The organism is Corynebacterium pilosum DSM 20521 = CIP 103422, assembly GCF_000373805.1.
Classification (GTDB): Bacteria; Actinomycetota; Actinomycetes; order Mycobacteriales; family Mycobacteriaceae; genus Corynebacterium; species Corynebacterium pilosum.
In genome coordinates this window covers 1-23,238 of the sequence record NZ_KB892453.1, presented here as the reverse complement: position 1 = coordinate 23,238, position 23,238 = coordinate 1, and the positions used below count along the sequence as shown (strand labels likewise).

At 61.6% G+C, this 23,238-nt stretch carries 28 protein-coding genes; 18 read left to right on the top strand and 10 right to left on the bottom strand.

Annotation, left to right across the window (positions count from 1 at the left end):
• Entirely contained in the window at window positions 1–816 is an 816-nt protein-coding gene (locus tag B097_RS0106705) for an MBL fold metallo-hydrolase (protein ID WP_018581770.1), read from the top strand.
• Window positions 817–899: 83 nt separating this feature from the next.
• Here B097_RS0106705 and glxR read toward each other — a convergent pair whose 3' ends face one another.
• Window positions 900–1,583, bottom strand: a complete 684-nt coding sequence (gene glxR / locus B097_RS0106700; RefSeq protein ID WP_018581769.1) for a CRP-like cAMP-activated global transcriptional regulator GlxR — start codon at window positions 1,581–1,583, stop codon at window positions 900–902.
• A 396-nt stretch (window positions 1,584–1,979) separates the two neighbouring features.
• Here glxR and nth point away from each other — a divergent pair, with 396 nt between their 5' ends.
• From nth to B097_RS0106675, 4 genes are all read left to right on the top strand, one after another.
• A complete protein-coding gene (nth, locus tag B097_RS0106690; RefSeq protein ID WP_018581767.1) occupies window positions 1,980–2,798 on the top strand; it encodes an endonuclease III in 819 nt (272 codons plus the stop codon).
• Window positions 2,795–3,379 carry a TlpA family protein disulfide reductase gene (locus B097_RS0106685; RefSeq protein ID WP_018581766.1) on the top strand — a complete coding sequence of 195 codons (585 nt, stop codon included), beginning with the start codon at window positions 2,795–2,797 and terminating at the stop codon, window positions 3,377–3,379. The genes nth and B097_RS0106685 overlap by 4 nt, the downstream gene beginning before the upstream one ends.
• Window positions 3,380–3,388: 9 nt before the next feature.
• Complete coding sequence (locus tag B097_RS0106680) at window positions 3,389–4,120, top strand: NUDIX hydrolase (protein WP_018581765.1); 732 nt, start codon at window positions 3,389–3,391, stop codon at window positions 4,118–4,120.
• Window positions 4,121–4,205: 85 nt separating this feature from the next.
• Window positions 4,206–5,399: a MarP family serine protease gene (locus tag B097_RS0106675; RefSeq protein ID WP_018581764.1), complete on the top strand. Its 1,194-nt coding sequence runs from the start codon at window positions 4,206–4,208 to the stop codon at window positions 5,397–5,399.
• Here the strand turns inward: B097_RS0106675 and B097_RS0106670 are convergent.
• Together B097_RS0106670 and B097_RS0106665 are read right to left on the bottom strand one after the other, a co-directional pair.
• Window positions 5,378–6,307 (bottom strand): alpha/beta fold hydrolase, encoded by a 930-nt coding sequence (locus B097_RS0106670; RefSeq protein ID WP_018581763.1) that lies wholly within the window; start codon window positions 6,305–6,307, stop codon window positions 5,378–5,380. The two genes, B097_RS0106675 and B097_RS0106670, sit on opposite strands and share 22 nt — an antisense overlap.
• Before the next feature lie 102 nt (window positions 6,308–6,409).
• A complete protein-coding gene (locus tag B097_RS0106665) occupies window positions 6,410–6,913 on the bottom strand; it encodes a phage holin family protein (protein ID WP_018581762.1) in 504 nt (167 codons plus the stop codon).
• A gap of 129 nt (window positions 6,914–7,042) precedes the next feature.
• Between B097_RS0106665 and B097_RS0106660 the strand changes: the two genes are divergently transcribed.
• The gene (locus tag B097_RS0106660) at window positions 7,043–7,723 is read left to right on the top strand and encodes a Fic family protein (RefSeq protein WP_018581761.1); all 681 of its coding nucleotides are present in this window, start codon (window positions 7,043–7,045) and stop codon (window positions 7,721–7,723) included.
• 6 nt (window positions 7,724–7,729) lie between these two features.
• On the opposite strand, the gene B097_RS0106655 is transcribed toward B097_RS0106660, so the two are convergent.
• A complete protein-coding gene (locus B097_RS0106655) occupies window positions 7,730–8,557 on the bottom strand; it encodes an HAD family hydrolase (RefSeq protein WP_018581760.1) in 828 nt (275 codons plus the stop codon).
• Between the two features lie 449 nt (window positions 8,558–9,006).
• Between B097_RS0106655 and ssd the strand changes: the two genes are divergently transcribed.
• Genes ssd through B097_RS0106620 form a run of 7 tightly spaced genes read left to right on the top strand, consistent with a single transcriptional unit; the run spans window position 9,007 to window position 13,524 of the window.
• Window positions 9,007–10,074: a septum site-determining protein Ssd gene (ssd, locus tag B097_RS0106650; RefSeq protein WP_244911211.1), complete on the top strand. Its 1,068-nt coding sequence runs from the start codon at window positions 9,007–9,009 to the stop codon at window positions 10,072–10,074.
• A complete protein-coding gene (locus tag B097_RS0106645; RefSeq protein ID WP_018581758.1) occupies window positions 10,071–11,243 on the top strand; it encodes a TadA family conjugal transfer-associated ATPase in 1,173 nt (390 codons plus the stop codon). The genes ssd and B097_RS0106645 overlap by 4 nt, the downstream gene beginning before the upstream one ends.
• Window positions 11,240–12,010, top strand: a complete 771-nt coding sequence (locus tag B097_RS0106640) for a type II secretion system F family protein (RefSeq protein WP_018581757.1) — start codon at window positions 11,240–11,242, stop codon at window positions 12,008–12,010. The genes B097_RS0106645 and B097_RS0106640 overlap by 4 nt, the downstream gene beginning before the upstream one ends.
• Entirely contained in the window at window positions 12,007–12,597 is a 591-nt protein-coding gene (locus B097_RS0106635; protein ID WP_018581756.1) for a type II secretion system F family protein, read from the top strand. Before B097_RS0106640 ends, B097_RS0106635 begins: the two co-directional genes overlap by 4 nt.
• A gap of 30 nt (window positions 12,598–12,627) precedes the next feature.
• Complete coding sequence (locus tag B097_RS13805) at window positions 12,628–12,858, top strand: DUF4244 domain-containing protein (protein WP_018581755.1); 231 nt, start codon at window positions 12,628–12,630, stop codon at window positions 12,856–12,858.
• Window positions 12,859–12,868: 10 nt separating this feature from the next.
• Window positions 12,869–13,174: a hypothetical protein gene (locus B097_RS0106625; RefSeq protein WP_018581754.1), complete on the top strand. Its 306-nt coding sequence runs from the start codon at window positions 12,869–12,871 to the stop codon at window positions 13,172–13,174.
• The gene (locus B097_RS0106620) at window positions 13,174–13,524 is read left to right on the top strand and encodes an Rv3654c family TadE-like protein (protein ID WP_018581753.1); all 351 of its coding nucleotides are present in this window, start codon (window positions 13,174–13,176) and stop codon (window positions 13,522–13,524) included. The genes B097_RS0106625 and B097_RS0106620 overlap by 1 nt, the downstream gene beginning before the upstream one ends.
• 29 nt (window positions 13,525–13,553) lie before the next feature.
• Here B097_RS0106620 and B097_RS0106615 read toward each other — a convergent pair whose 3' ends face one another.
• Window positions 13,554–15,911, bottom strand: coding sequence for a DEAD/DEAH box helicase (locus B097_RS0106615; RefSeq protein WP_018581752.1), 2,358 nt, complete (start codon window positions 15,909–15,911; stop codon window positions 13,554–13,556).
• Between the two features lie 253 nt (window positions 15,912–16,164).
• On the opposite strand from B097_RS0106615, the gene B097_RS0106610 reads away from it, so the two are divergent.
• The 5 genes from B097_RS0106610 (at window position 16,165) to B097_RS13130 (ending at window position 20,276) form a co-directional block, all read left to right on the top strand.
• Window positions 16,165–16,368, top strand: coding sequence for a cold-shock protein (locus B097_RS0106610; protein ID WP_018581751.1), 204 nt, complete (start codon window positions 16,165–16,167; stop codon window positions 16,366–16,368).
• Window positions 16,369–16,617: 249 nt separating this feature from the next.
• Window positions 16,618–17,682: a FecCD family ABC transporter permease gene (locus B097_RS0106605; protein WP_026254362.1), complete on the top strand. Its 1,065-nt coding sequence runs from the start codon at window positions 16,618–16,620 to the stop codon at window positions 17,680–17,682.
• Window positions 17,683–17,735: 53 nt separating this feature from the next.
• Window positions 17,736–18,779: an ABC transporter substrate-binding protein gene (locus tag B097_RS12630; RefSeq protein WP_018581749.1), complete on the top strand. Its 1,044-nt coding sequence runs from the start codon at window positions 17,736–17,738 to the stop codon at window positions 18,777–18,779.
• Window positions 18,780–19,538 (top strand): ABC transporter ATP-binding protein, encoded by a 759-nt coding sequence (locus B097_RS0106595; protein WP_018581748.1) that lies wholly within the window; start codon window positions 18,780–18,782, stop codon window positions 19,536–19,538.
• A gap of 30 nt (window positions 19,539–19,568) precedes the next feature.
• On the top strand, window positions 19,569–20,276 hold the full coding sequence (locus B097_RS13130) for a class I SAM-dependent methyltransferase (protein WP_018581747.1): 708 nt from the start codon (window positions 19,569–19,571) through the stop codon (window positions 20,274–20,276).
• Here B097_RS13130 and B097_RS0106585 read toward each other — a convergent pair.
• From B097_RS0106585 to B097_RS12620, 5 genes are all read right to left on the bottom strand, one after another.
• Entirely contained in the window at window positions 20,273–21,010 is a 738-nt protein-coding gene (locus B097_RS0106585) for an ABC transporter permease (protein WP_018581746.1), read from the bottom strand. The genes B097_RS13130 and B097_RS0106585 overlap by 4 nt on opposite strands.
• Window positions 21,010–21,936 (bottom strand): ABC transporter ATP-binding protein, encoded by a 927-nt coding sequence (locus B097_RS0106580; RefSeq protein WP_018581745.1) that lies wholly within the window; start codon window positions 21,934–21,936, stop codon window positions 21,010–21,012. Before B097_RS0106580 ends, B097_RS0106585 begins: the two co-directional genes overlap by 1 nt.
• 9 nt (window positions 21,937–21,945) lie before the next feature.
• Window positions 21,946–22,185, bottom strand: coding sequence for an AbrB/MazE/SpoVT family DNA-binding domain-containing protein (locus B097_RS0106575; RefSeq protein ID WP_018581744.1), 240 nt, complete (start codon window positions 22,183–22,185; stop codon window positions 21,946–21,948).
• 132 nt (window positions 22,186–22,317) lie between these two features.
• Window positions 22,318–22,944, bottom strand: a complete 627-nt coding sequence (locus B097_RS0106570) for a DedA family protein (protein ID WP_018581743.1) — start codon at window positions 22,942–22,944, stop codon at window positions 22,318–22,320.
• A gap of 48 nt (window positions 22,945–22,992) precedes the next feature.
• On the bottom strand, window positions 22,993–23,238 hold a 246-nt coding region (locus tag B097_RS12620), incomplete at its 5' end, for an integrase core domain-containing protein (protein WP_018581742.1).

The following is a 23,238-nucleotide window of genomic DNA, read 5'->3' as shown; positions in this document are numbered from 1 at the left end:
ATGGAGCACCCAGCTTATAGTCAGTTGCGACCTGTTACGACCTCAGCTGCCGTAGTTTTAGCCCCGAACCCTAGCTACGCTGCACTGGAGGGCACGAACTCATGGATCATCCGAGACCCGGAAGATGAGTACAGCATTGTTATTGATCCAGGCCCTGGCGACGAAGGGCATTTGAACGTCCTGGCGGCACGCGGCGAAAAAGTGGGTCTGATTCTGTTGACCCACCGCCACCATGACCACGCGGATGGCGCGGAGCGTTTCCGCCAGTTGACCGGGGCGCCTGTCCGCGCTTTCGACGCACGATACTGCATCGGCGCAGAGCCGTTGACCGACGGCGAGATTATCAACATTGATGGCGTTACCCCCATTGTGAAGGTGGTACACACGCCTGGACACACGGCAGACTCCGTGTGTTTCTTCGTCTATACCCATGAAGAGGATGACGGCCAGCTGGAAGGTATCCTCACCGGTGACACCATCGCTGGGCGCCACACCACCATGATCTCTGAGACTGATGGCGATTTGGGTGACTACCTTGCTTCGCTGGAGCACCTCGAGGACGTGGGCAAGGATGTTATGTTGCTGCCAGGCCACGGCCCGGAAGGCGATGACCTCTCAGCCTTTGCCCGCAAGTACATCGACCGCCGCAATTTCCGCCTCGACCAGATCCGCAAGATTTGGGCGGAGCGTGGCCAGGATGTAGAGCTCAAGACTCTCATCGACCTGATGTACGACGATGTTGACCCAGTTCTGCGTGGGGCTGCCGAACAGTCCACCCGCGTGACCCTGCGCTGGCTGCAGGAAAACGAAGCCTAAAACCACAACAACGAACCCCCGCCTCGGTTAAGCACATGAACCGAGGCGGGGGTTAATCGTCGTAAAGCGACGCTAGCGAAGGGCTAACGTGCGCGGCGGGCCAGATGCTCCGTATCGACGATCAACACCGACTTGCCCTCTAGGCGGATCCATCCGCGGTGGGCGAAAGTAGCGAGTGCCTTGTTGACGGTCTCACGCGACGCGCCCACAAGTTGGGCGATCTCTTCCTGCGTGAGGTCGTGGTTGACGCGCAGGGCGCCGCCTTCCTGCTGGCCGAAGCGGTTTGCCAGCTGCAGCAAAGTTTTCGCAACGCGGCCAGGAACATCAGTGAAGATGAGGTCTGCCAACGACGCGTTGGTGCGGCGCAGGCGACGCGCCAGGACGCGTAGCAGCTGCTGGGAAATCTCGGGGTGGTCGGTGATCCACTTGCGCAGCATCTCCGAATTCATGGTGGCTGCCTGGACCTCGGTCACGCAGACTGCTGAGGACGTGCGCGGGCCGGGGTCGAAGATGGACAACTCGCCGAACATGTCGGAAGGGCCCATCACGCTCAACAGGTTCTCGCGACCGTCGGAAGCGTGGCGTGCCAGCTTAATTTTGCCGGAGATGATGATGTACAGCCGATCGCCGGGTTCGCCTTCGTCGAAAATGGTGGCACCGCGCGGATAGCGCACGGTTTCCATATCCTTCGTGAGGTTCGCTACGGCAACAGGGTCAACGCCCTGAAAAATGCCTGCACGAGAAAGCGTTTCTTGTACACCTTCCATTAGTGTTCCTTCCAATCATGCTCGTTCCCTATGCACCAGGGGTAGCGGTGCGTAGGTCTGCGACCAGCACCACAACAGACGGTGGTCATTCTGTGCGGCGACGGCCATGGTTGTACCGCCGAAAAGATCACACAGTCACGCGGTATGGCCATTGATCACACATTACGAGTGTAACATCGGTCACCGTGAAGTGGGGTAGGTTTAATCTGGAAGATCGGGTTGAACTTAAACGCAGGGGGTACTTTTCGACGATTAACGCCCGATTGCCACCTGCTCCAGCTTCTCCATCAACACTAGGAAGAGGGCAAGTGCGATCGGGGCAATCAAAACAAGGATTGCTGTCATGACACACAGCATAGGACGGACGTGTTGAGGCTGCATACTAAGGTGTCCCATATGGCCTCTCTTACGCCGCAGAAGCATCGTCGCCCTGGTACCCATCCGGCAGCTAAACGTGCCGAAACCGAACTTGGGCGCACCCGCAGAGCACGGCGGATCAACCGCACCCTCGCAGAAGTATTTCCTGATGCCCACGCGGAGCTCGACTTCACCAACCCCCTCGAGCTGCTGGTCGCCACTGTGCTTTCGGCGCAGACAACCGACGTGCGCGTCAACCAGGTCACTCCACGCCTCTTTGCGACATATCCCACCGCCCAGGACTACGCCACCGCCGACCAGGCAGAGGTGGAAGAGATTATCCGCCCCACCGGCTTCTACCGGGCGAAAGCCGCGAACCTGATCGGGCTGGGGCAGAAGCTGGTCACTGATTACGGCGGCGAGGTGCCCGTGGAACTGGAAGAGCTAGTCACCTTGCCAGGAGTGGGGCGCAAAACTGCTCACGTGGTGCGCGGCAACGTGTTCGACCTGCCCGGGCTCACGGTGGACACGCACTTCCAACGCCTCGTCCATCGACTCGGCCTGACAGAGGAAAAAGACCCCGTGCGCATCGAGCACGCCATCGGGGAGCTGCTTCCGAAAAGCGAGTGGACCATGTTTTCCCACCGCATCATCTTCCACGGCCGGCGAGTCTGCCACGCACGAACAGCAGCGTGTGGCGCATGCCCGCTGGCCTATGACTGCCCCTCCTTCGGGCAACATGGCCCCACCGAACCTGATGAAGCCGAGAAACTAGTTCGGGGTGAGGAACGAGATCACATCCTTCACTTCGTTCAGGATGACGATCAAGGACAGGATGACGAGAGGGGACAGGCATGAAAAAGACAGTCGTGATCAGCACCCTCGCGATCATCCTCGTCACGGTCCTGCTTGCCGTAGGTGCCGTCAACATGTTGCGTGACGACGAAGCCCCCTCCCAATCTGCGAGTTCGCAGGAGGAATCGTCGATAAGCAATTCGGTAACGGAAGATGTCCCTACCCGCCCGGACTGTCCCGCTGACGGGGCCGGCGGTGTGGAACTGGACTGCCTCGGCGGGGAAACAGGCCCAGCGCAGACTGACCCAGAGCACATCACCGTGGTCAATCTGTGGGCGTGGTGGTGCGCGCCGTGCCGCGAGGAGCTGCCCTATCTTCAGGAATACGCGGATGCTAACCCGCAGTACACGGTGGTGGGAGTGCACGCCGACGCGACACCTGGCAACGGTGCCGCCATGCTCAACGACATGGGCCTGAGCCTGCCTAGCTACTCGGACACGGACAATACTTTTGCAGGTACCCTGGGGTTACCGAATGTGATCCCGATTACGGTGGTGTTTCGTGGGCAGGAACAAATCGGACTGTTTCCCACCCCGTTCGATTCTGCCGCCGATATCGATGCGGCGGTCGCGTCGGTGGTCTAAAAGCTGCGTGTGAAGTGCGAGGAAGTGGAGGTGCCTGTGACTTTCCCTGACGATCTTCCGGTGCATCCGCACAAGGCTCCGGAGTGGCTTGGTGATATCGCCCACGGCGCCGACATGGTCTCTTCCCGCCTGTCTAACCGCACGCCCACTCGGGGCGGTGAGAAGCAGGCCGCGGTGCTCATGCTCTTTTCTGGCGATCCGACAGCGACGACGCTGCCGGATGACGCCGGGATTCTCTTGACCCACCGCACGCCCACCATGCGCACCCACTCCGGCCAGATGGCCTTTCCCGGCGGCCGAATCGACCCAGATGACCGCGGGCCGGTGGACGCTGCCCTGCGTGAAGCTAATGAAGAGACCGGGTTGGATCCCGCGGCCGTCACCCCCGTGGCCACGCTTGAGACCGTCAGCGTGCGCTCCAACGGTTACCCAGTTCACCCCGTGGTGGCCTACCAGCACGAACCCGTACCTACGTGGCCGGCCAGCAAGCATGAGACCGATGATGTCTTCGATGCGAACCTGCATGAGCTTCTCGACGACACCAACCGCATTACCGTGGGCTGGCGGGGCTGGACTGGGCCCGCGTTTCGCGTCAACGGTTACCTGGTGTGGGGTTTTACAGCAGCGCTGCTGGATGGAATCTTTTCTGCAGCGGGGTGGGAGAAGCACTGGGCGCATGAGCGGGTCTATGATCTTGGCGATGCTTTGGCCCAGTCCCGTAACGGTGAGCGTCATCGCTGACGATTCTTATGTAGTGGCCCGGCATGGGTAGGATTGGCGATTGCTATGCCGAGACCTCGCACCACTTCGAAGGGAAGCTAACCACGTGATTGCAGCGCTCATCGTCGATGTGGTCATCGTAGTTATCGTCATCGTCGCTTTAATGACTGGCTGGCGCCAGGGCGCCTTTGCGTCAGTGATGTCCGCGATTGGCATCGTCGCCGGTCTGGTGATCGGACTGGCGGTTGCCCCGTTCATCGTGGAGCTTGCCGACGCATCCGTATGGCGCCTGCTCCTTCTCATCGCAGTGATCTTGCTGATCGTCGGCTTGGGCAACCTCGTCGGTGCGACTATCGGTGCTGCGTGGCGCGATCGAATGCGCAAGGTGTCGTCGTTACGCCTCGATTCTTTCATCGGCGCGATTCTGCAGTCGCTTGCCGCAATGCTCGTGATCTGGCTGATTTCCATCCCCGTGGCGGCGAACGTGCCGGGCACAGTGGGGCAGGCGATCCGTAATTCGAAGGTGCTCGGTACCGTCAACGAGGCCGCGCCCGCATGGGCCTCGCGTCTGCCGGCGCAGCTCTCCGCGCTTCTCGACGAATCGGGCCTGCCTCCGCTGGTGAGTCCCTTCGACGCCGGTGCGCGCCAGCACGTCGACGCACCCGCTTCCTCTGCCGTTGATCCGGCCGTGGTGGAGCGCTCGCGTGAATCCATCGTCCACGTGCGAGGTGAGGCCGAATCGTGCAGGCGCCGCCTCATGGGTTCTGGATGGGTCGTCGCGGACAACTACGTGATCACCAATGCCCACGTGGTGGCGGGGACCAGCGAGGTGGTCCTGGAAACCGTGCTGGGTATGAAGCAGGCGGACGTGGTGTACTACAACCCAGACGTGGACATTGCTGTGCTGCGTTCCCCTGAGCTCGGCCTGAGATCGCTTCCGGTCAGCGATGAACTGGCGGAAACCGGCCAGGACACCGTGGTGATGGGCTTCCCCCAGTCAGGCCCCTTCGAGGCGGCGCCTGCGCGCGTGCGTGACCGCATCACCATTGCCGGCCCAGACATTTACGCCACCGGACGCGTGGAGCGTGAGGCCTACACGGTGCGAGGCACCATCCGCCAAGGTAACTCTGGCGGCCCGATGACCACCACTGACGGTGAGGTGATCGGAGTGGTCTTCGGCGCATCGGTTGACTCTTCGGATACCGGCTACGCGCTGACGATGCGCGAAGTTCAGCAGCAGGTCGGTGACATCCAGGCATTGACGACCCCGGTGGATACTCAGGAGTGCGTGTCCAGGTAGTCCAGGTACGTCGCGAGCGTTTCGACGAACGCCTCTGGGCGTTCCACGTGCGGGATATTTTTCGTGCCCGGGATGCTTGTCTCGTCGATACGCGCGCGCACGCGCTGCCGCGAACGCTTGTTCACGTGGTCCCATAACTTTTGGGGCGGATGGATCAGAAGGGTGGGGGCGTGCACGGTGGCATCGCGACCCGGGAGCAGTGGCAGCTTCGGGGTGAGAAGGCGGGAATTGTGCACGATATGGGGTAGTGCATTTCCGATGCTCGCAGCTGTGACGCGTAGGTCGAGGATCTCGTCGAAAAGCGGACTGCGCTGAAACTCCGACGTGGTGTTCAAGACCAGCTCGCGGCGCCACACAGGGCGGTGCAACCGGGTCATGCGCTTCAGCAAGCCCGACGGGAGGCGACCGACGAAGATGCGGAGGGTCATCGGCATGAAGTCCCACGGGCGGTGTGCGATGGAGGAACGCAGGTCGGTGGGATGGGCCGCCGAAGCGGAGATCAGCGCGGTGGTGCGCTCTGGGTACTGCGCGGCGAAGGCCCAGGCGACCGACCCGCCGGTGTCATGGCCCACGACGATGGCCTCTGAATGCCCCAGCGAGGAGATCACGCCGGCCACATCGCCGGTGGCAATGCGCATTTCATCGCCCGGGGTTGTGGGAGGCTTATCGCTCATGCCGTAGCCGCGCATGTCTAAGGCCGCGACGTGGTAGCCGTGGGCGGCCAGTGGCGCGATGACGTCTTTGAAGTCGAACCATCCGCCGAAGGTGCCGTGAATGAGCAGCACGAGGGGATTGGCGGGGTCGCCGGCCGTTGCGGTGTGCAGGCGGATCCCACGGGCGTGCACCATGCGATGGGTGAAATCGCCGTCGAGCTTGACCACGTCAGGTGACGGTGCATACTGGTGCATCGGTGCGTGGCCTCCTTCGTTCGACATGAGAAAAACGCCCGCCACGCATGGTGCGCGGTGGACGTTAACTAAGGGTACACGCCGATTGGGGCGATGTGGGGTTTAGGTATACATGTGGGACTGGCCCTTTTCTAGGTTGTGCTGCGCCTTCCCTGGTACCAGGTTCTTCATATTCGAGACCGAATCGATGGTACGCTGCGGCTTCTTAATCCCCTTGACCTTGCGCCAGCCAATCAGAGCAGCCACGGCTGCGATGACCAGCATGAGGACGAAGACGATCAGGAACGCAGACCAGCGTGGCAGCCACTCCGCCAGAAGTTCGGCGAGGAAGAAGAAAAAGAAGAAGGAGGAGTACAAAGCGACGACGCCGGCCAGGCCAAACGCGCCACCACCGATAGCGCCCTTCTTCACTTCGCCGGCGATCTCGGTCTTTGCAAGCTCGATTTCAGAGCGCACCAGCGTGGACATCTGCTCGGTGGCGTTGGACACCAGCTCACCCAGCGAGCTTTCGCCCGGGCGGGTCGAATCGACATCGCTCAGCGGAATCGAGTTGACCTTCGCGGAGAAGGACTCCGAACCATCAGTGTAAAGACCTTTGTTGCTCACGGTGTAAACCTTCCTGGGGTGTCTGTGGTGGACACTGCAGTTTTGTATCTATTGTCTGGCAACCACAGTAGTCCCATCTTTTTCATAATGCTCGTCTGATTATTGCTACTGGGGGCTATTGTAGAGGATATGCCAGCTCACAGCCCACTTTCCCCCTACCTAGAGCTCGGCGAGGTTTCATCGCTTGTCGACGAAGCCACGTCTACAATCGCTCGCGCACACCGTCGCCCGGCGGCGTTGCGCAGGGCCGACGTGATCGTCAGTGAGTCCGTTCTGCGCGGCGCGAAGCTCTCCGCTCTTCTCGACGGCGTGGAGATCGCACAACACGTCAGCCCGTACGCGGTGCTCTCGCCAGAAACCTCCGAGGCCACCGCCCGCACGTTCCGGCGCGCTCCCGCGCAAGTCTTCGCGCGTCTCGACGTTGCCGCCGGCGGTCCGGGCTATTCGCTTCTCGACGAGGGCCCCGCCCGACTGCAGGCCCTTGCGCGACTGGTTGGATCGGCCGACGATGACGGCCTCGTGCTCGCTGCGGTGATGCACCTGGAGATTCTGGGCCGGCAATTGTTCGGCCCGCGCAGCGGTGTCGTTGCACGTGTGGCGGCACGCTGTGCGCTGCTGGGCAGCGGGGTGGACCCATTGGGCATTGCGGTCCCGGAGACGTATCTGCACCGCCATAAGGCAGATTATGCGGCTGTGGCCCAAGGGTGGGCCACCGGTGAGGAGGCTGCGGTCACGGCTGGGCTGGAGTTCATGCTGCGAGCTTTTGCGGCCGGTGGGGTAGAGGCGGACGGGATTGCTGCGGCGGCCTAATCGTCGTTAAGCGGTATCTTTGCGCAGACGCTGAGCCACCCACACGCCGCCGACCGTGATGGCGGCGATCCCGGCCAGAACACCTGCCCCGATGGAGACTTCCTTCGCAGAGGGGGCGTGGAAGAGGGGCTCTGGGTTTTTGAAGGTGTTGACTTCCCAACCGTGCTCGAGGGCGTGCTTCTTCATCGCGCGGTCCGGGTTGACGGCGACGGGATTGCCTACCTGCGCCAACATCGGGATATCTGTGGCGGAATCCGAGTAGGCGTAGCTGTTTTCCAAGTCCAGGTTGTAGCGTTTGCTCAGCTCGACGATCGCGTCGGCCTTGGCCTCGCCCTTCAGGTAGCGGGTGATATTGCCGGTGAAGCGGCCGTCTTTGACTTCCATTTCGGTGGCTACAACGTGTTCGATCCCAAGTTCCTTGGCGATCGGCTCGACCAGCTGGATCGCTGAGGCAGAGATGATCACGATTTCATGTCCGGCGGCCTTGTGGAAGGCGATGAGCTCGCGGGCCTCGGTGTAGATGGCGGGAGTGACCACGCTGTGGAGCGTCTCATCGGTGATGCGCCGTACCTCGTCGACAGACCATCCGGCGACGAGCTGGCTGAGCTGGTCGCGTGTGGAATCCATCTCACTGCTGGACATTCCTCCGAACATATAAGAGGTCTTGGCCAGGTACATCTCCAAGGCCTCTTGTTTGGTGATCAGGCCGTTATTCATGAATTCGCGGCCGAAAGCGAAGGCGGAGGAGGTGGCGATGATGGTTTTATCAAGATCAAAAAACGCGGCGACGGGCCGCGCCTCAGACGCGGGTGAAGCGGCGCTGTTCTGGTGCATGGGCCTTAGTGTAGCCCTAACTGATATGGAAAGTTAAGTGACGGAAGTGAGTATTGGGAAAATCGGCAAATTTTTCACGGCACATAAGCGCAGGTTAAGCGCGGTAAAGTAAAAATTCGTAGATTTGTGCTAATTAGCTCTTGTCAAAAATCCATTGCGCGTGCCATAATCGTCAGTGCATGGCCCCGATATACAGTGTGGCCTGCCCCGGCTCGCCCCCCGAGGCCGGGTTACTTGACGGCCCGCGCGCACCCCCCGAGGCGCGGGCCGTCCCTTATTTTCAGCGTCACCAGGCGCCGAGCTGCCGGGCATCACGTTATGTCAGAAAGGTGCGTGTCGACGAGGGGTTATCCACAGAATCTTGTTGACGTATCCACGGAAGTGTCGGGTTATCCACAGCGGGAAAACGTGCTGCGTAAAGCATGTGTGAGTGCAGCATCATCACAGTTATGAGACCGAACACACTCGAGCACACACCGATGCTGGTCGCAGTGGAAGACCCCGCACTGCACCCCGAAGCGCTCCACCTCGCAGCGGCGACCGGCAGGCCGATCGTCGATACGCGCGATCCCGCTACCGTCGCTAACCAATGGTCGCGTGCCCATGCGGTGATCATTGACGCTGCCACCGCGGCCGCCTTATCGGCACCACCGCGCCGCAACGGCGTCTACTTCGTCACGGCGGATGCTGCCGACATCGACTTTGAAGCGGCGCTGCAGGTACACGCAAGCGGGGTATTTATTCTGCCAGCCCAGGCAGGTGAGCTGCTTGCGGCGATCGGCAAGGTGTCGGCCGCCGAAGACTCACCGGGGTCGTCGGAAAGCGGCGGCGCGACGGTACTCACGCTGGTCGGGGCTGCCGGCGGGGCAGGAACATCGACCCTGGCTGCAGCCTTGGCGAGAGCCGCAGGCCACGAGCACGCGCCGGTACTCGTCGATGCTGGGCGTTATTCCGGCGGCCTAGACCTACTCTTGGGGATCGAAGAGGAGACGGGAGCGCGCTGGGGTGAGATCACGGTGGGGGACGGGGAAGTCCACCGTAATGACCTGCGCCGCGCACTGCCTGCCACGACAGACGATATCCGCGTGCTCACCAGCGTGCGCACAACCATCGACGATCCTTTCCAGATCACTGCCGAGGAGCTCGACGCGGTGCTTGCGGCGCTGGGATCCGCAGGTGTCACCGTGGTGGATACAGCGCCTTATTTGATTCCTCCGCGCAGCACCTACGTGGTGGTCGTGGTCCCCGCTGAGGTCCGCGCCGCTGCCACCGCTGCCCGGATCGTCGCCGAACGCCGTGCCGCCAGCCAGAGCGTTGGCCTAGTACTACGCCACCGCGGGTGGTCCGGGATCAGCGCAGAAGAGCTGGAAAAGATCGCGCGTGCCGACGTGATCGCCGAGCTTCCGCACATCACCAAACTCACACGCACCCTGGAGACCACGGGACTGCCACAGCGCCTCCCGCGCGCTTTGTCCACGACAGCGACGGCGATCTGGCAGGCGGTGGGACTGTCATGACCTTAAGCCCTGACACCCTGGAGCGTATCCAGCGCCGGCTCGCCGATGCCACAGAGAGCCCAGGCGGTGATTCTTCTAGCGTCGATCCAGCCGAGCTGGCCCGGATCATCCGGGAGGAAGCAGTAGTGATCAGCGATGTCGACGTGCTTGAAACGATGCGCGCCCTACGCCACGACACACAAGGACTGGGAGCCCTTGAAGCCCTCGCGTCCCGGCCGGGAGTGACCGATATCTGCGTCAATGGGCCCGATCAAGTGTTCATTGACTGCGGCCGCGGGCTGGAACTGACGGACCTCACTTTTAGCAGTGACCCTGAAGTTCGGCGTTTAGCCACCCGCCTCGCCAGCGCGTGCGGCCGCAGGCTCGACGATGCTCAGCCCTTCCTCGATGGCCACCTCACCAGGCCTGACGGCACCTTGGTGCGCATCCACGCGGCCCTGGCCCCGCCGGCGGCCCAAGGCACCTGCATTTCGCTGCGCATCCTGCGGCATTCCACCACCACGCTCGATGACCTAGTTCGCCGGAGCAGTATCCCCGCTCAGATAGTCGAAGTGGTGCGGGGCATCGTTCGTCGACACGCATCCTTCCTGGTTGTCGGCGGGACCGGCTCCGGCAAGACCACCCTGCTGGGTGCGATGCTGGCCGAGGTGCCTCACGACGAGCGGATCGTGGCTATTGAGGACACTGTCGAACTTGCGCCCGATCATCCGCACGTGGTGAACCTGACCACGCGTGGACCCAACACGGAGGGCCGCGGCGCCATCACCATGAGCGACCTGCTGAAACAAACTCTGCGCATGCGCCCCGACCGGATTGTGGTGGGCGAGATCCGTGGCGCGGAAGTTGTCGATCTGCTGGCAGCGCTCAACACCGGCCACGAAGGTGGCGCCGGAACCGTGCACGCCAACTCCCTGGCCGAGGTCCCCGCGCGTATCGAAGCGCTCGGGGCGCTGGGAGGGCTGGAACCGGCAGCACTGCACGCGCAGCTAGCGGCCGCGGTCAAGGTGGTGCTGGTGATGAAGCGCGGGCCTGGGGGAGTGCGCAGGCTGGACCAGATCGGCCTGCTGTCCGGGACCCCGGTGCGCGCGACCGCCTGCTGGACTGCCGACGATGGCCCACTCGAAGGCTTCGAAGAGCTCGAGCGCATTGCCGGGGTGAGTACGCCATGACCGCCTTCTTGTTTGCCGCGGGCCTACTCGTCGCCCCCGGTGCCCCAGCTGGCCGACTTGTGGCGTCTAGGCGGGCGCTGTCAGCCCGGCACCTCATCACAGCGGGTGCCATCCTCGCCGCCGTGGTAGCAGTGGCCACGGACAAGGTGCTTGTCACAGTGGCTGTCACGCTCGCCGCGATGACCGGCCTGTGGGTGCTCAATGGCCGGCGTGAGCAGGCCCAACGCGCACGAGAACGCGAAGTCATCGCCGATTTTTTGGGGCACATGCTGGCCGACCTTCGCGCCGGGGCCACCATTGCCCACGCCTGCCACCACGCAGCGACGCGCGTGCCGACGAGCAGCCCACCTGACGTGCGGACCGCCATCACGCGTGCCGATGCCTATGTCCGCCGTGGTGGCTCAGGAGCAACGGCGTTCCTTGATGCTGAGGCCGAAGAGCTGCGCCGCCTGGGCAATGTTTGGGCGCTGGCCGAAAACCACGGCATTCCGCTGGCCACGCTGCTGGAGAAAGCCCGGGACCGGATCGACACCGCTCAGCGACACCGCGCGGCCACGCAGTCCTCGCTGGCGGGGCCTCAGTCAACGGCGTTGGTCCTGGCTGTGCTGCCTGTGGCTGGGATTGGAATGGGCATGCTGATGGGGGCCAGCCCGGTGAAGTTTCTCACCACTACCTCTTTAGGCGGGGTGCTGCTCCTGGTCGGTACTGCGTTGACGTGTGCCGGAATCCTGATCTCCCACGTGATCGTTGCGAGGGCAGCCGCATGACTTTTGTACTCATCCTCGCCGGCTTGTTGGTAATCACAGCCCCGCATCCCGCTGGGCGCTTGGCAGGGCTTGCTCAGGGTAGTGGAGCTAGGCGTTCGCAGCGCAGCCAGGGTGCGACACCGCGCGACGGGCCCTGGGACCTCCTAGCCATCGCCGCTGACGTCGACCTGTTTGCCGCGTGCCTCCGGGCAGGCCAACCGGTCACCACTGCCGTCGCTGCGGTGTCTGCTACCCACACCAGAGCCTCTGATCCGCTCGGGGACGCCTGGTCCACGGTGGCCGCCTTGAGCTCGCTCGGTGTCGAACCGGAACGCGCCTGGGCACACGCCACTGGTATTCCAGGACTGTCTGATGTGGCTAGCTTGGTCGCGTTATCCAGCACCACCGGTGCTGGATTGGCGCAGGGCTGCGAGCGAATCGCGGCCACACTGCGCGCACAGTGCGTGGACGAATCCACCGCTCGTGCCGAACGTGCAGGCGTGATGATCGCCATCCCGCTTGCGCTCTGTTTCCTACCCGCCTTCTTCGTCCTAGGACTTGCCCCCGTGGTGATCAGCCTGGGATCAGAACTACTACCTACCTATTAATTACTCACTCACATTTCAAGGAGAACCATCATGAACACTTTTCTGACTCGCTCATACGTCCGCTTCTACTCCCGCTTTTACTCTCGTTTTCACGACTTAACCAGCAATGATCGTGGAATGTCGACAATTGAGTACGCCATGGGATCTTTGGCTGCAGCTGCCCTGGCAGCGGTGCTGTACATGGTGATCAATGGCAACGGGGTGGTTGATGCCATAGAGGGAATCATCACCGATGCTTTGAGCAACACGCCAGGCAACTAACAAGTATCTCATGAGCATCCGCACGCTAACTAATGACCGCGGTTCCGTCACCATCGAGGCCGCCTTATCGTTGGCCACATTGATGGTGGTTGCCGCGGGCATTGTTGCGGCGATCGCCACCATGGCAGCTCACATCAGCGCCATCGATATCGCCGGTGCCGCCGCCCGAGCACACGCCATCGGCGTCGACTTCGATCCAGGGACCGCCGACGTGACCGTCCGCGAATCCGGCGGCATCGTCGAAGTCACCGCCCGGGTACCAGCGGCCATCGGCACCGCTGAGGCCACCGCTGCCTACCCAGTGGAGTACCGCTGATGCGCACGACTCCCAGATTCCGCAGCGTCCGCAGTGTGCTTGCCGACGATTCCGGCGCCGCCACCGTGGCCTCCGCAGGCATCATCACGGCCGTGACTGCATTGCTATTGGTGGTTGCTGGTGCGGTGGGGCATGTGGTGGGATCGCACCGCGTCCAGGTCGCAGCAGACTTGGCCGCGGTCGCGGGTGCGACAGCCTTGTACAGCGGACACAACCCGTGCGTCATTGCACGCCACACCGCAGAACTCAACAACGCGAGTCTCACAACCTGTGAGACGGTGGAAGCAGATGTCGTCGTCACGCTCACCGTGCCCCTTGCTGAGGCAACCTCGCGCGCCGGGCCTCTGTGAAAAGAGCCTTCTGGAACCGACTACCCCTACTAGGTGCGTGAGCGGCTAGCCGTCATCGTCACTAAAGCTCCCAGCAGCTTCAGTGCCGCCGCCTTATTCAGCGGTTGGTTGCCATTGCCGCACTTTGGCGATTGCACGCACGACGGGCAGCCGGACTCACACCCGCACGCCTGCACAGCCTCAAAGGTGGCGGTGATCCACCCGTGGAAGCGGGCAAAGCCTTCGTCAGCGAAACCGGCACCACCAGGGTGACCGTCATAGACGAAAACGGTGGGCAACATGGTGTCCTCGTGCAACGCGGTGGACACACCTCCAATGTCCCAGCGGTCGCAAGTGGCCAGCAGGGGCAACAGGCCAATGGCAGCATGCTCAGCGGCATGCAGCGCGCCGGGGATCTCACCAGCGGCAATGCCCATTGCTTCCAGTGCCTGCGGATCGATCGTGTAGGCCACAGCACGGGTGATCAGGGTCTGTTCCGGCAAGTCCAAGGGGACGTGTTCGCTCACAGTACCGTCGGCCAGGCGCACCACGTACCCGGTGACGTGGTCAGTGACTTCCACATCCACGTTTGCCACCCAGAGGCCAGGAGAAAAGTTGATCAGGTGCTCGTCGTCAAGCTCAGTGGAAAGGATGCGGATGTCCGTCGTCGAGCGTGCCTGCGTGGAATAATCCACGGCCTCCGGCTTCGCCAAAGCCACGTAACTCTCCAGGTCAAGCTCCTCGATCACGTAGTACTCACCCTGGTGGATATACACCGCCCCGGCATGAACTTGGGCGCCCGCGCGGGCAGAATCGATGGTGCCCAGCAGGCGGCCGTCAGACATATCGACGATCATGACCTCCTCGCCCGAACCCCCACGCAAAGACACTGCGGAGTGCGCGGACTCGGGATTGATCTCACCCTCCAGCTGGGGAACCGCGAACCAGCCGTGAGGACGTTTGCGCAGGAGGCCGCGGGCGGTGAGATCGTCGACAACATCGTGGGCGTCGAAAGCCTCGACATCGCGTGTGGTCAGCGGAGCCTCCACCGCGGCGCAGTACATGTGCCCCCACAACACGTAGGGGTTGTGCGGATTAAATACGGAGTTCTCCACCGGGCGCCCCAGAAGCGCCTCGGGGTGATTGACCAGGTAGGTATCCATCGGCTCGTCGCGCGCCACCATCACCACGACGGAACCCTGGCCACGCCTACCCGCACGGCCTGCCTGCTGGGTAAAAGACGCCACGGTGCCGGGAAAACCGGCCATCACCACAGCATCCAATCCGCCCACGTCGATGCCTAACTCCAAGGCATTCGTCGTCGCAACGCCCAGCAACTCGCCCTCATCCAACTTGCGCTCTAACGCGCGACGATCCTCCGCCAAATACCCCGCACGATAGGACGCGATGCGGGAGGAAAAATCCGCACGACCAGCAACAACAAGCTCTTCCGCGGTACGCATAGCGACGATTTCTGCCGCGCGCCGGGAACGCACAAAAGTGAGCGTGCGTAACCCCTCTGCGACAAGCGCTGCCATGACCTCGGCGGCTTCGGTGGTGGCGGCGCGTCGCACCGGTGCCCCGTGTTCGCCCTCGGCGCCCTCGATGAAACCGGGTTCCCAAAGGGCTACGGTGCGCTCGCCGCGCGGGGCGGTGTCCTCGGTAATCGCCACGACGTCGCGCCCAATCAGCCGCGATGCTTGGCCGGCCGGGTCAGCCGCGGTGGCAGACGCCAGCACCACCACAGGCGCCGCACCATATAACTTGGCCACACGCAACAGCCGGCGCAGCACCAAGGCAACATTTGCGCCGAACACGCCACGATAGGTGTGGCACTCATCCACCACGATGAACTTCAGGTGGCGCAGAAGCCGCGCCCAACGCTGGTGTGCTGCCAGCATGCCGGCATGCACCATGTCCGGATTGGAAAAGACGAAGCGGGTGGTCTCGCGGATCCCGGCACGCGCCTCGGTGGGAGTGTCCCCGTCATAGGGTGCGGGGTGTACCCCGGCGAGGTCTTCGACCTGGCGCACGAGGCGCTGCACGGCATGCAGCTGGTCGGAGCCCAAGGCCTTCGTGGGCGTTAAATACAAGGCGCAGGCCGTGGGGTCGGCGGCCAGGTGGCTGAGCACCGGCAGCAGATAACCCAGCGACTTTCCCGATGATGTCCCGGTTGAGATAACCACGTCCTGGCCGGCCCAGGCGGCCTCGGCACACTGCACTTGGTGTGAGTACAAACGGTCGACGCCTTCGTCGATAAGCGACTGACGAAGTGTCGGGTGCACCCACGTGGGCCACTCATCGAAGCGTGCGTTGACCGGTTCGGTGGTGGCCACGTGCGTCAGCCGTGAGCTTGGGAAACGGCGTGTGAGCTGGCCGATTATTTCGGATCCAAAATTTTTGGACATCTATCCTTCACCTTTTAGGGTGTAGTCAAACCTTGCATAAGCGAACAATTATTACTTTTACCCTGTCAAAACCATGTCATTCGTGGCACACTGAAGGTGGTCGCAGATTCTGTGCGCGCCCACAAGGTGCTCGCGAAGGAACGTTATCCGCGGGCACCAGGTTTAATAGCTAGACCTGGTGATTCGGAAAGACCCGTCGCCGACAAAACGTCGGTGTCGTAACACTACCGGCAACCCACGAAAGGTCTACAAAATGGCTACCGGAACTGTCAAATGGTTCAACGCTGAAAAGGGCTTCGGCTTCATCGCTCCCGACGACGGATCCTCCGACGTCTTCGTCCACTACTCCGAAATTCAGGGCTCGGGCTTCCGTACCCTCGAGGAGAACCAGAAGGTCGAATTCGAGATCGGCGAGGGCGCGAAGGGCCCACAGGCACAGCAGGTAACTGCGCTTTAAGATTTCGCTTGACGACGAACACCCGCGGGCTTGTACCGTGGGTGTTTTTCTTGGGGGTGGCAAACCTGCACCAGGTGGGGTGTAGCGTGACCTGCGGGTTTATATCTGAGCGGTGCGAGATGGCGCCATCCTGCACCGCTGGATTCTAAAGTGCCTGGTCATGGGGGAATGGACCTGGTGCAAGATTGCTGGAGGGGCAGGTTTTCCTTTCCAGGTTGATATTATTCAATTGAATGCTAGATTTGTTGTGTGACTAAACCTGCAGACATACTTGGCTTGGAAGAAGGGCGCCTTCGCGCGCGATGGATCTCTGTTGCCTTAGTCATATTGCTGGTGCTTATGGCGGTGGCGGGTATCGCGTGGGGATCGGTTGCTGTGCCGATCGCCGACGTCGTCGCCGTCATCCGCGCCAACATCACTGGAGATACCGCCTCCTTGGACTCCGCTACCAATAACGCGGTGATCTGGGAAATTCGTACCCCGCGAGTCGTCCTTGGTGCACTCGCCGGGGCGGGCCTGGCGGTTGCTGGCCTGATCATGCAGACGCTGGTGCGTAACGTCCTGGCAGACCCGTACGTGATCGGTATCAACTCCGGTGCTAGTAGTGGTGCAGCGGCAGCAATTCTTTTCGGATTCGGGGCCATCTTCGGTGACTTTGCGCTTCAAGCCAGCGCTTTCGTCGGTGCGTTCTTGGCTTCGTTGCTGATTTTCTTCGTAGCGCGAAGCCAGGGATCAATGACATCGATTCGGCTGCTCATGGCTGGTGTGGCGGTGGGCTATGCGCTGACAGCGTTGACTAACTTCATGGTCTTCGGTGCAGATACTGCTGAAGGCTCACGCTCGGTCATGTTCTGGACTCTAGGATCCCTAGGTCTTGCGAACTGGAACAGTGCGCTGGTCATGGTGGCCGTCGTAGTGGTCGTTGTGTGCATAGTGCTCTGGCTGTGGTCCAGGCGCCTCGACGTCATGGCCATCGGCGATGAGACTGCTCTGACGCTGGGTATTAACCCCACCCGCTTCCGTATGATCTGCCTCGCCGTGATCTGTGTCTTAATCGGATCGGTCGTGGCGATGGTGGGCAGTATCGGCTTCATCGGCTTGGTTGTTCCGCACCTTGCGCGCCGCATGGTTGGTGGCAGCCACCGCTACACCATTCCGGTTTCTGCGCTCTTGGGGGCAATCTTGCTGCTCCTGGCGGATCTGGGTGCTCGAACCTTGCTGGCACCTCAAGAGATTCCCATCGGCATCATCACTGCCTTGGTGGGCGCACCGCTCCTGCTTGTTCTTGTTCGCCGGATGTACTCGGCGAGCTAATAACTCAATTTTCAACTCACGTCTCTCTGACAAAAACAAGGAGAACTTCAATTATGAAACGCACCTACGCGAAGCGCTTGGCGGCCACGATCGTTGCATCGTCTCTGCTTCTGACTAGCTGTTCACAGGATGACTCTGCAAACCAGGACACCGCTACTAGCCAGGACAGCTCGACGGCCAGCGCGGAATCAACCCAGGCGGAAAGCGCTTCTTCTGATGAGACAATCACCGTGGAGAACTGTGGCGACACCATCGAGCTAGAGGGTGTGCCGGAGCGCGTCACCATTCTGCACGTGCCCAACGTTCCTACCCTTGATGCACTGGGTGTCTTCGACGCAGTGACCGCTAAGGGCGGTGTCTTCCTGGATGAGTACTTCTCTGACGAACTGAACGCGAAGCTGGATCAGGTGGAGTCCCTCTCGGAGGAGCTTGCGCCTAACGGCCACATTGAGATTTCGCGTGAGGAAGTCGTCGCAAGTAACCCCGATATCGTCATCGGCGAAACCACGAACGTCACTCCAGATACCCTCGCTCCGAACGGTATCCCTGTGATCTTGGAAGAAGGCGCCTGCGGCGGCCTTGAGGGCGATGCGAAGTGGGAGGACGTGAACACCCACATCGACTTGTACGCCACCATCTTTGACCGCGAAGAAGAGGGCGAGAAGCTGAAGGAAGAAACGCAGCAACAAATCGACGATGCGCTGGCTTCGGTGGATGAAACTGAACAGCTCTCTGCCGCAGTGCTGTACCCGACCATTGGTGGCGGCGTGACCTACGCGTACGGCCGCGGATCCATGTCGCACCCGATCTTGGAGACTGCCGGCTTTGAAAACGTGTTCGCCGACGAGTCTGATCGCGTCTTCGAAGTTAACGCAGAGCAGATCGTTGACCGCTCCCCAGAGGTGATCGTCGCACTGTACTCCGAAGGTGACCCGGAGGAAGTCGTCCAGGCTGTGCGCGAGTTGCAGGGCGCAGAAACTATGCCTGCAGTCCAAGAGGATCGTATTATCGCGTTGCCGATTTTCTTCCTCGAGTACGCAAGCCTGCTGAACCTGGAGGGGCTGGAGCGCTTGTTGGATGAGGCACAGGCGTTCTAGATGCTGGCAGCGCGTGACGTACATGTCGCTTTTGGGGACCGTGCCATTCTCAAGGGAATCGATCTGGATGTCCCGCGGCACGAGTTAACCGGGATCGTGGGCCCGAACGGGTGTGGCAAGACAACCTTGCTGCGCACCTTTTATGGGTCCCAGACCCCGGATTCCGGAACTGTCAAAGTTGATGGCAAGGACATTTCCCAATGGACCCGGAAAGAACTAGCGCAAAAGCTTGCCGTGGTGGTCCAGGAAACGGTGTCCGAAATCCCGGTCACGGTTGCTGAACTGGTGTTGCTGGGCCGCCTTCCACACCAGCGTTTTTCGTCGACACCGTCCGAGGAAGACCAGGAGATCGTCGAAGGGGTTCTGCGTCATGTTGGCCTCGTCGAGAAGGCTTCGCATAACTTCGCACAGCTCTCCGGCGGTGAGCGACAAAGAACGCTTATTGCACGGGCGATGGCGCAGGATGCCGAGTTCATGGTCTTAGATGAGCCGACGAACCACCTTGACATCCGCTTCCAGCATGAAGTCTTGGCTCTCGTCGCACATAATGACACGGGAGGATTGGTCGTGCTGCATGACCTCAACCTCGCCGCTAGGTATTGCGATCGTATCGTTGTCATGAACGCGGGCAAGGTTGTGGCCGACGGGACACCACACGAGGTCCTGATCCCAGAGATCATTGAGCCTGTCTATGACATTTCGATGGGACGCTTCGAAGATGACGAAGGAGTCCACCTCACGTTCAAGCTCCCAGAGTAAGAACAAAAATAGCAAGGAACAGAAAAGATTTTGAACCCCATCCAGCCCCAGCTCGACCACTACTGGAACCAGAGGGCAGAAAGCTATCACGCTGATCAAACAGGTGAACAGCGCGAGGCAATTGAGCACGAGATCTGGGTGTCTTACCTGAGCCGAGTGTTGCCGGAACCACCCGGGCGGGCGCTCGACGTAGGCACTGGCACCGGCTATATCGCCATGCTTATCGACGAGCTGGGCTGGGATACTGTGGGGATCGATACCTCCCCGGGGATGCTCGAATGCGCGCCCGCTGTCGACGGCGGACCGCAATTTGCGCAAGGCGATGCGGTCGAGGACTGCGGAAATTTCGGAACCTTTGATCTGGTGATCAATCGTTACCTGATGTGGACCCTGGCCGAGCCGTTGGAAGCGGTCCGCAGGTGGCGGGACGTGCTACGCCCGGGTGGGCGGATCGTGATCATTGACGCGCTCCATTTTCCTGACGGTCTCGAGACGATCGAGAAGAACTCTTCTGGGGAGGGGACCAGCGCTTTCTCCACGTTCTATAACCGTGACGTGGTCTCTCACCTGCCCTTGGCGTTGGCCCGCAGCGTTGATGAATACACCGCGGTGTTTAAAGAAGCGGGTTTTGGCAACGTGAGGGTCACTCCGGTGCCGGAGATCGTCGACATGTGGAAGAAGATTGGGGTCCCACAGGGGCATGACTTGGTCGAGCCCTTCATTATTGTGGCTTCTTAACGACGACGGAAGAGCAGCACCGCCAGCAACCCCGCGACTGCTGCCACACCGAGGAGCACTGCGACAGAGGTGAGGGAGAATGCCTCGCCTTGCCAGGCTGCGTCGACAAGCCCTGCCATGTGGTAAGAGGGCGAGAACTCGAAGAGCCTTTGTACTGTATCGGACAGCGCCGCCACCGGGATGAACGCCCCAGAGGTGAGCATGAGCAAGATCATGAGCATGTTCCCGAGACCGGTCGCGGCGCCGGGGCTGGGCATGACTGCGGATAACGCGTAGCCGACGGCGAGCATTGTCACCATCGCCAAGGCGATCGCGCCGGCCAGCCCAAGCAGGCTGTGCGGGGCATCGACACCAAAGACGAGGAGCGCCACGAGCAGAGTGAGCACGGGGCCGATGACTCCCGACACGAAGTGCACCGTCATGTCCGAGGCCAGATAGGTCGATGGCTTCAGCGGTGTCATCTTCAGCCGGGTCAGGGCACCGGTGGTGCGCAGCAACGCCTGAGCCTGTGGGAGGACGGTTGCGCCAATGATCAGGATCGACATCACCATAATCCCGGGCGCCATGTTGTCGATGGGGCCTCGGCCACCAAACTCGGGCGTGGGATCATTGCCGAAGATCAGGCCGAGGAACAAGAGAAGCGCCGGGGAGAAGATGATGAGGAAGAAGAATCCCACGGGTTCGCGGAACTGCGACTTCAGCATAGCTGTGGTGAGGGCACGGTAGGCGCGCATTAGCTTGCCACCTCCTCGGTGGTAGCGCTGTCGCGGCCGGTGAGGTGAAGGAAAACATCCTCCAGCGTCGGCGGATCAATGCGCAGCTCAGTTAGGCGGTCTCCGGCGGTGATGATGCGTTCGGCAAGGCGCTCGGCGAAGTCTCCGGTGCCGGTCACACGGAGGGAATCGTCGAGACGCTCAATGCTGGTGACACCGGGGATTGTGGCGAGTTCATCGTCGTCAAGCGATATGTCCGCCGAGAGCGTGACTGTGGCAGCCGGGGCGAACTTTTCGATCAGCTCGGCTGGGCTGCCCTCGGCGAGGGCGCGGCCGGCGTCCAAGATGGCGACCCGGTCGCAGAGCTTTTCTGCTTCCTCCATGGAGTGGGTGGTCAGGACGATGGTGCGGTCGTCGGCGCGGAGAGAGCGCAGGATGTCCCAGATCGAGTGTTTGATGTGCGGGTCCAAGGCGGAGGTGAGCTCGTCGAAAAGCAGCAATTCCGGGTCATGGATGAGCGCTAGCGCGATGAAGACCCGCTGACGCTGGCCGCCTGAGAGCGATTCGACGCGCGCGTCTGCCTTCTCTGTCAGGGAGAGGGCTTCGATCAGCTCTTCGGGGTCGCGGGTGTCGGGATAGAGCGCGGCGAAGAGGCGGATCGTCTCGCTTACCGTCAGCCGTGGCAGGGAGGTCGATTCTTGGTGTTGGCTGCCTAGCCGACGAACGAGCTCGGCGTGGTCGCGCAGTGGGTCGAGGCCGAGCACCTCGACGCTGCCTGAGGTGGGTGTGTCGAGGCCTTGGATCTGGTTGAGCAACGTGGTCTTGCCGGAGCCATTGGGGCCCAGCAGGCCGAAGATTTGGTGGGGTTCGACTGTGAGGGTGACATCGTCGAGTGCGACGTGGTCACGGAAGACGCGGCGAACGTGGGAGCAGGTGATCGCTGCCATGGTTCCCTTCTAGATGTGCGGCGGCGTCTCGGGGAGTAGCTTCTCGGTTTCGCTGACCGGCATGAGCGCGATGCCACGCTCCGTGTCGGCGAGCAGGAGGATATCGTCGCCCGGGGCGTAGCCGAACATATCGCGCACCGCCTTGGGGATGACGATCTGCCCCTTCGCGCCGATCGTCAACGTCGCTGCAAACCTGCGATGTTCGCCTTTCGGTGACTGAGATTCGGGGTGCACATTGTGATCTGACATGCCCTCGAGTCTACAAGCAGGGACAGAGCCTTCCTGATGAGTTCACTACCCGCACCTCCACGCCTGGAGTTATACAAGTAGGAAAAGTATAACTCGTAGCCAGGCGGTAGGGCAATCGCGCCTGCCGACGTTCTAGAGGCGGGACACGCCGCGGCGCTCATCTGCCCACTCGAAGAGCCTTTCCTGGAACTTCTGGATCAACCCTCCGACCAGCGTGCCCAGGATGACACCGACGAGCATGCCCAGCAGCGGGTTATCGCGGAACAGCGCACCGCCGAGGTAGCCGATCAGGATGGTCTGAAACGCCCAGAGCGTGGCGCCCAGCGTGTCGTAGATGAAGAAGACCGGCCACGGGTACCGCACGGACCCGAGGATGATCGTGGCCACCCAGCGAGCCCAGGGTAAGAAGCGGGCAACGATAATGGTCACGCCTGCCCGTCGGCGCATGTTGCGGCGCACCCAGGTGACGGACTGGCCGGCCTTGGACTCGGGGTCGAGTCGATTGACGAAGGTGACCAAGCGGGTCCCCATCAGGTAGCAGATATTGTCGCCAATGATGGCCCCAAGCAGGGAAAAGGCGATGAGAAGCCACACGTTGGGAACGCCCTGGGAGCCGGCGAAGGCGCCTGCAAGGTTGAGCACGGTCTCCGAGGGGACGATGGGCGCCAGCGCATCGAGGGTGATCAGCAGGGTGACCAGGGGGTAGAAAATGGGCATCGTCATGAGTTGTTCGAGCCACAGAACGATGGAATCTGCCACAGGTGCCTTCCTTCTTTAAACTGAACCGTCACGGTTTTGTTGCCACCGTTAGATTGGCTGAGCCACCCTCTCAGGTGACTCGGTGATTGTAGCGTGCCCGGCCCAGTAGGTCTCCTCGTGCTCCGCGGGTGGGACCATCCCGAGGGTGGAGTGCAGTCGACGGGTGTTGTACCACTGCACCCACGACATGGTCGCCAGCTCCACGTCCACGATCGACTCCAAGCGCTCCGGGGTGAAGATCCGGGAGCCGATGCACTCGGTCTTGTACAGCCCGTTGATCGATTCCATCAGGGC

Coding starts and splice junctions, on each gene's coding strand:
- B097_RS0106645 (WP_018581758.1), top strand. CDS start 10,071: ATGACCTTAAGCCCTGACACCCTGGAGCGTATCCAGCGCCGGCTCGCC.
- B097_RS0106580 (WP_018581745.1), bottom strand. CDS start 21,936: ATGGCAGCGATCACCTGCTCCCACGTTCGCCGCGTCTTCCGTGACCAC.
- B097_RS12630 (WP_018581749.1), top strand. CDS start 17,736: ATGAAACGCACCTACGCGAAGCGCTTGGCGGCCACGATCGTTGCATCG.
- B097_RS0106615 (WP_018581752.1), bottom strand. CDS start 15,911: ATGTCCAAAAATTTTGGATCCGAAATAATCGGCCAGCTCACACGCCGT.
- nth (WP_018581767.1), top strand. CDS start 1,980: ATGGCCTCTCTTACGCCGCAGAAGCATCGTCGCCCTGGTACCCATCCG.
- B097_RS0106625 (WP_018581754.1), top strand. CDS start 12,869: ATGAGCATCCGCACGCTAACTAATGACCGCGGTTCCGTCACCATCGAG.
- B097_RS0106585 (WP_018581746.1), bottom strand. CDS start 21,010: ATGCGCGCCTACCGTGCCCTCACCACAGCTATGCTGAAGTCGCAGTTC.
- B097_RS0106620 (WP_018581753.1), top strand. CDS start 13,174: ATGCGCACGACTCCCAGATTCCGCAGCGTCCGCAGTGTGCTTGCCGAC.
- B097_RS0106660 (WP_018581761.1), top strand. CDS start 7,043: ATGCCAGCTCACAGCCCACTTTCCCCCTACCTAGAGCTCGGCGAGGTT.
- glxR (WP_018581769.1), bottom strand. CDS start 1,583: ATGGAAGGTGTACAAGAAACGCTTTCTCGTGCAGGCATTTTTCAGGGC.
- B097_RS13805 (WP_018581755.1), top strand. CDS start 12,628: ATGAACACTTTTCTGACTCGCTCATACGTCCGCTTCTACTCCCGCTTT.
- ssd (WP_244911211.1), top strand. CDS start 9,007: ATGAGACCGAACACACTCGAGCACACACCGATGCTGGTCGCAGTGGAA.
- B097_RS0106635 (WP_018581756.1), top strand. CDS start 12,007: ATGACTTTTGTACTCATCCTCGCCGGCTTGTTGGTAATCACAGCCCCG.
- B097_RS0106595 (WP_018581748.1), top strand. CDS start 18,780: ATGCTGGCAGCGCGTGACGTACATGTCGCTTTTGGGGACCGTGCCATT.
- B097_RS0106610 (WP_018581751.1), top strand. CDS start 16,165: ATGGCTACCGGAACTGTCAAATGGTTCAACGCTGAAAAGGGCTTCGGC.
- B097_RS0106640 (WP_018581757.1), top strand. CDS start 11,240: ATGACCGCCTTCTTGTTTGCCGCGGGCCTACTCGTCGCCCCCGGTGCC.
- B097_RS0106705 (WP_018581770.1), top strand. CDS start 1: ATGGAGCACCCAGCTTATAGTCAGTTGCGACCTGTTACGACCTCAGCT.
- B097_RS0106655 (WP_018581760.1), bottom strand. CDS start 8,557: ATGCACCAGAACAGCGCCGCTTCACCCGCGTCTGAGGCGCGGCCCGTC.
- B097_RS0106670 (WP_018581763.1), bottom strand. CDS start 6,307: ATGCACCAGTATGCACCGTCACCTGACGTGGTCAAGCTCGACGGCGAT.
- B097_RS0106685 (WP_018581766.1), top strand. CDS start 2,795: ATGAAAAAGACAGTCGTGATCAGCACCCTCGCGATCATCCTCGTCACG.
- B097_RS0106575 (WP_018581744.1), bottom strand. CDS start 22,185: ATGTCAGATCACAATGTGCACCCCGAATCTCAGTCACCGAAAGGCGAA.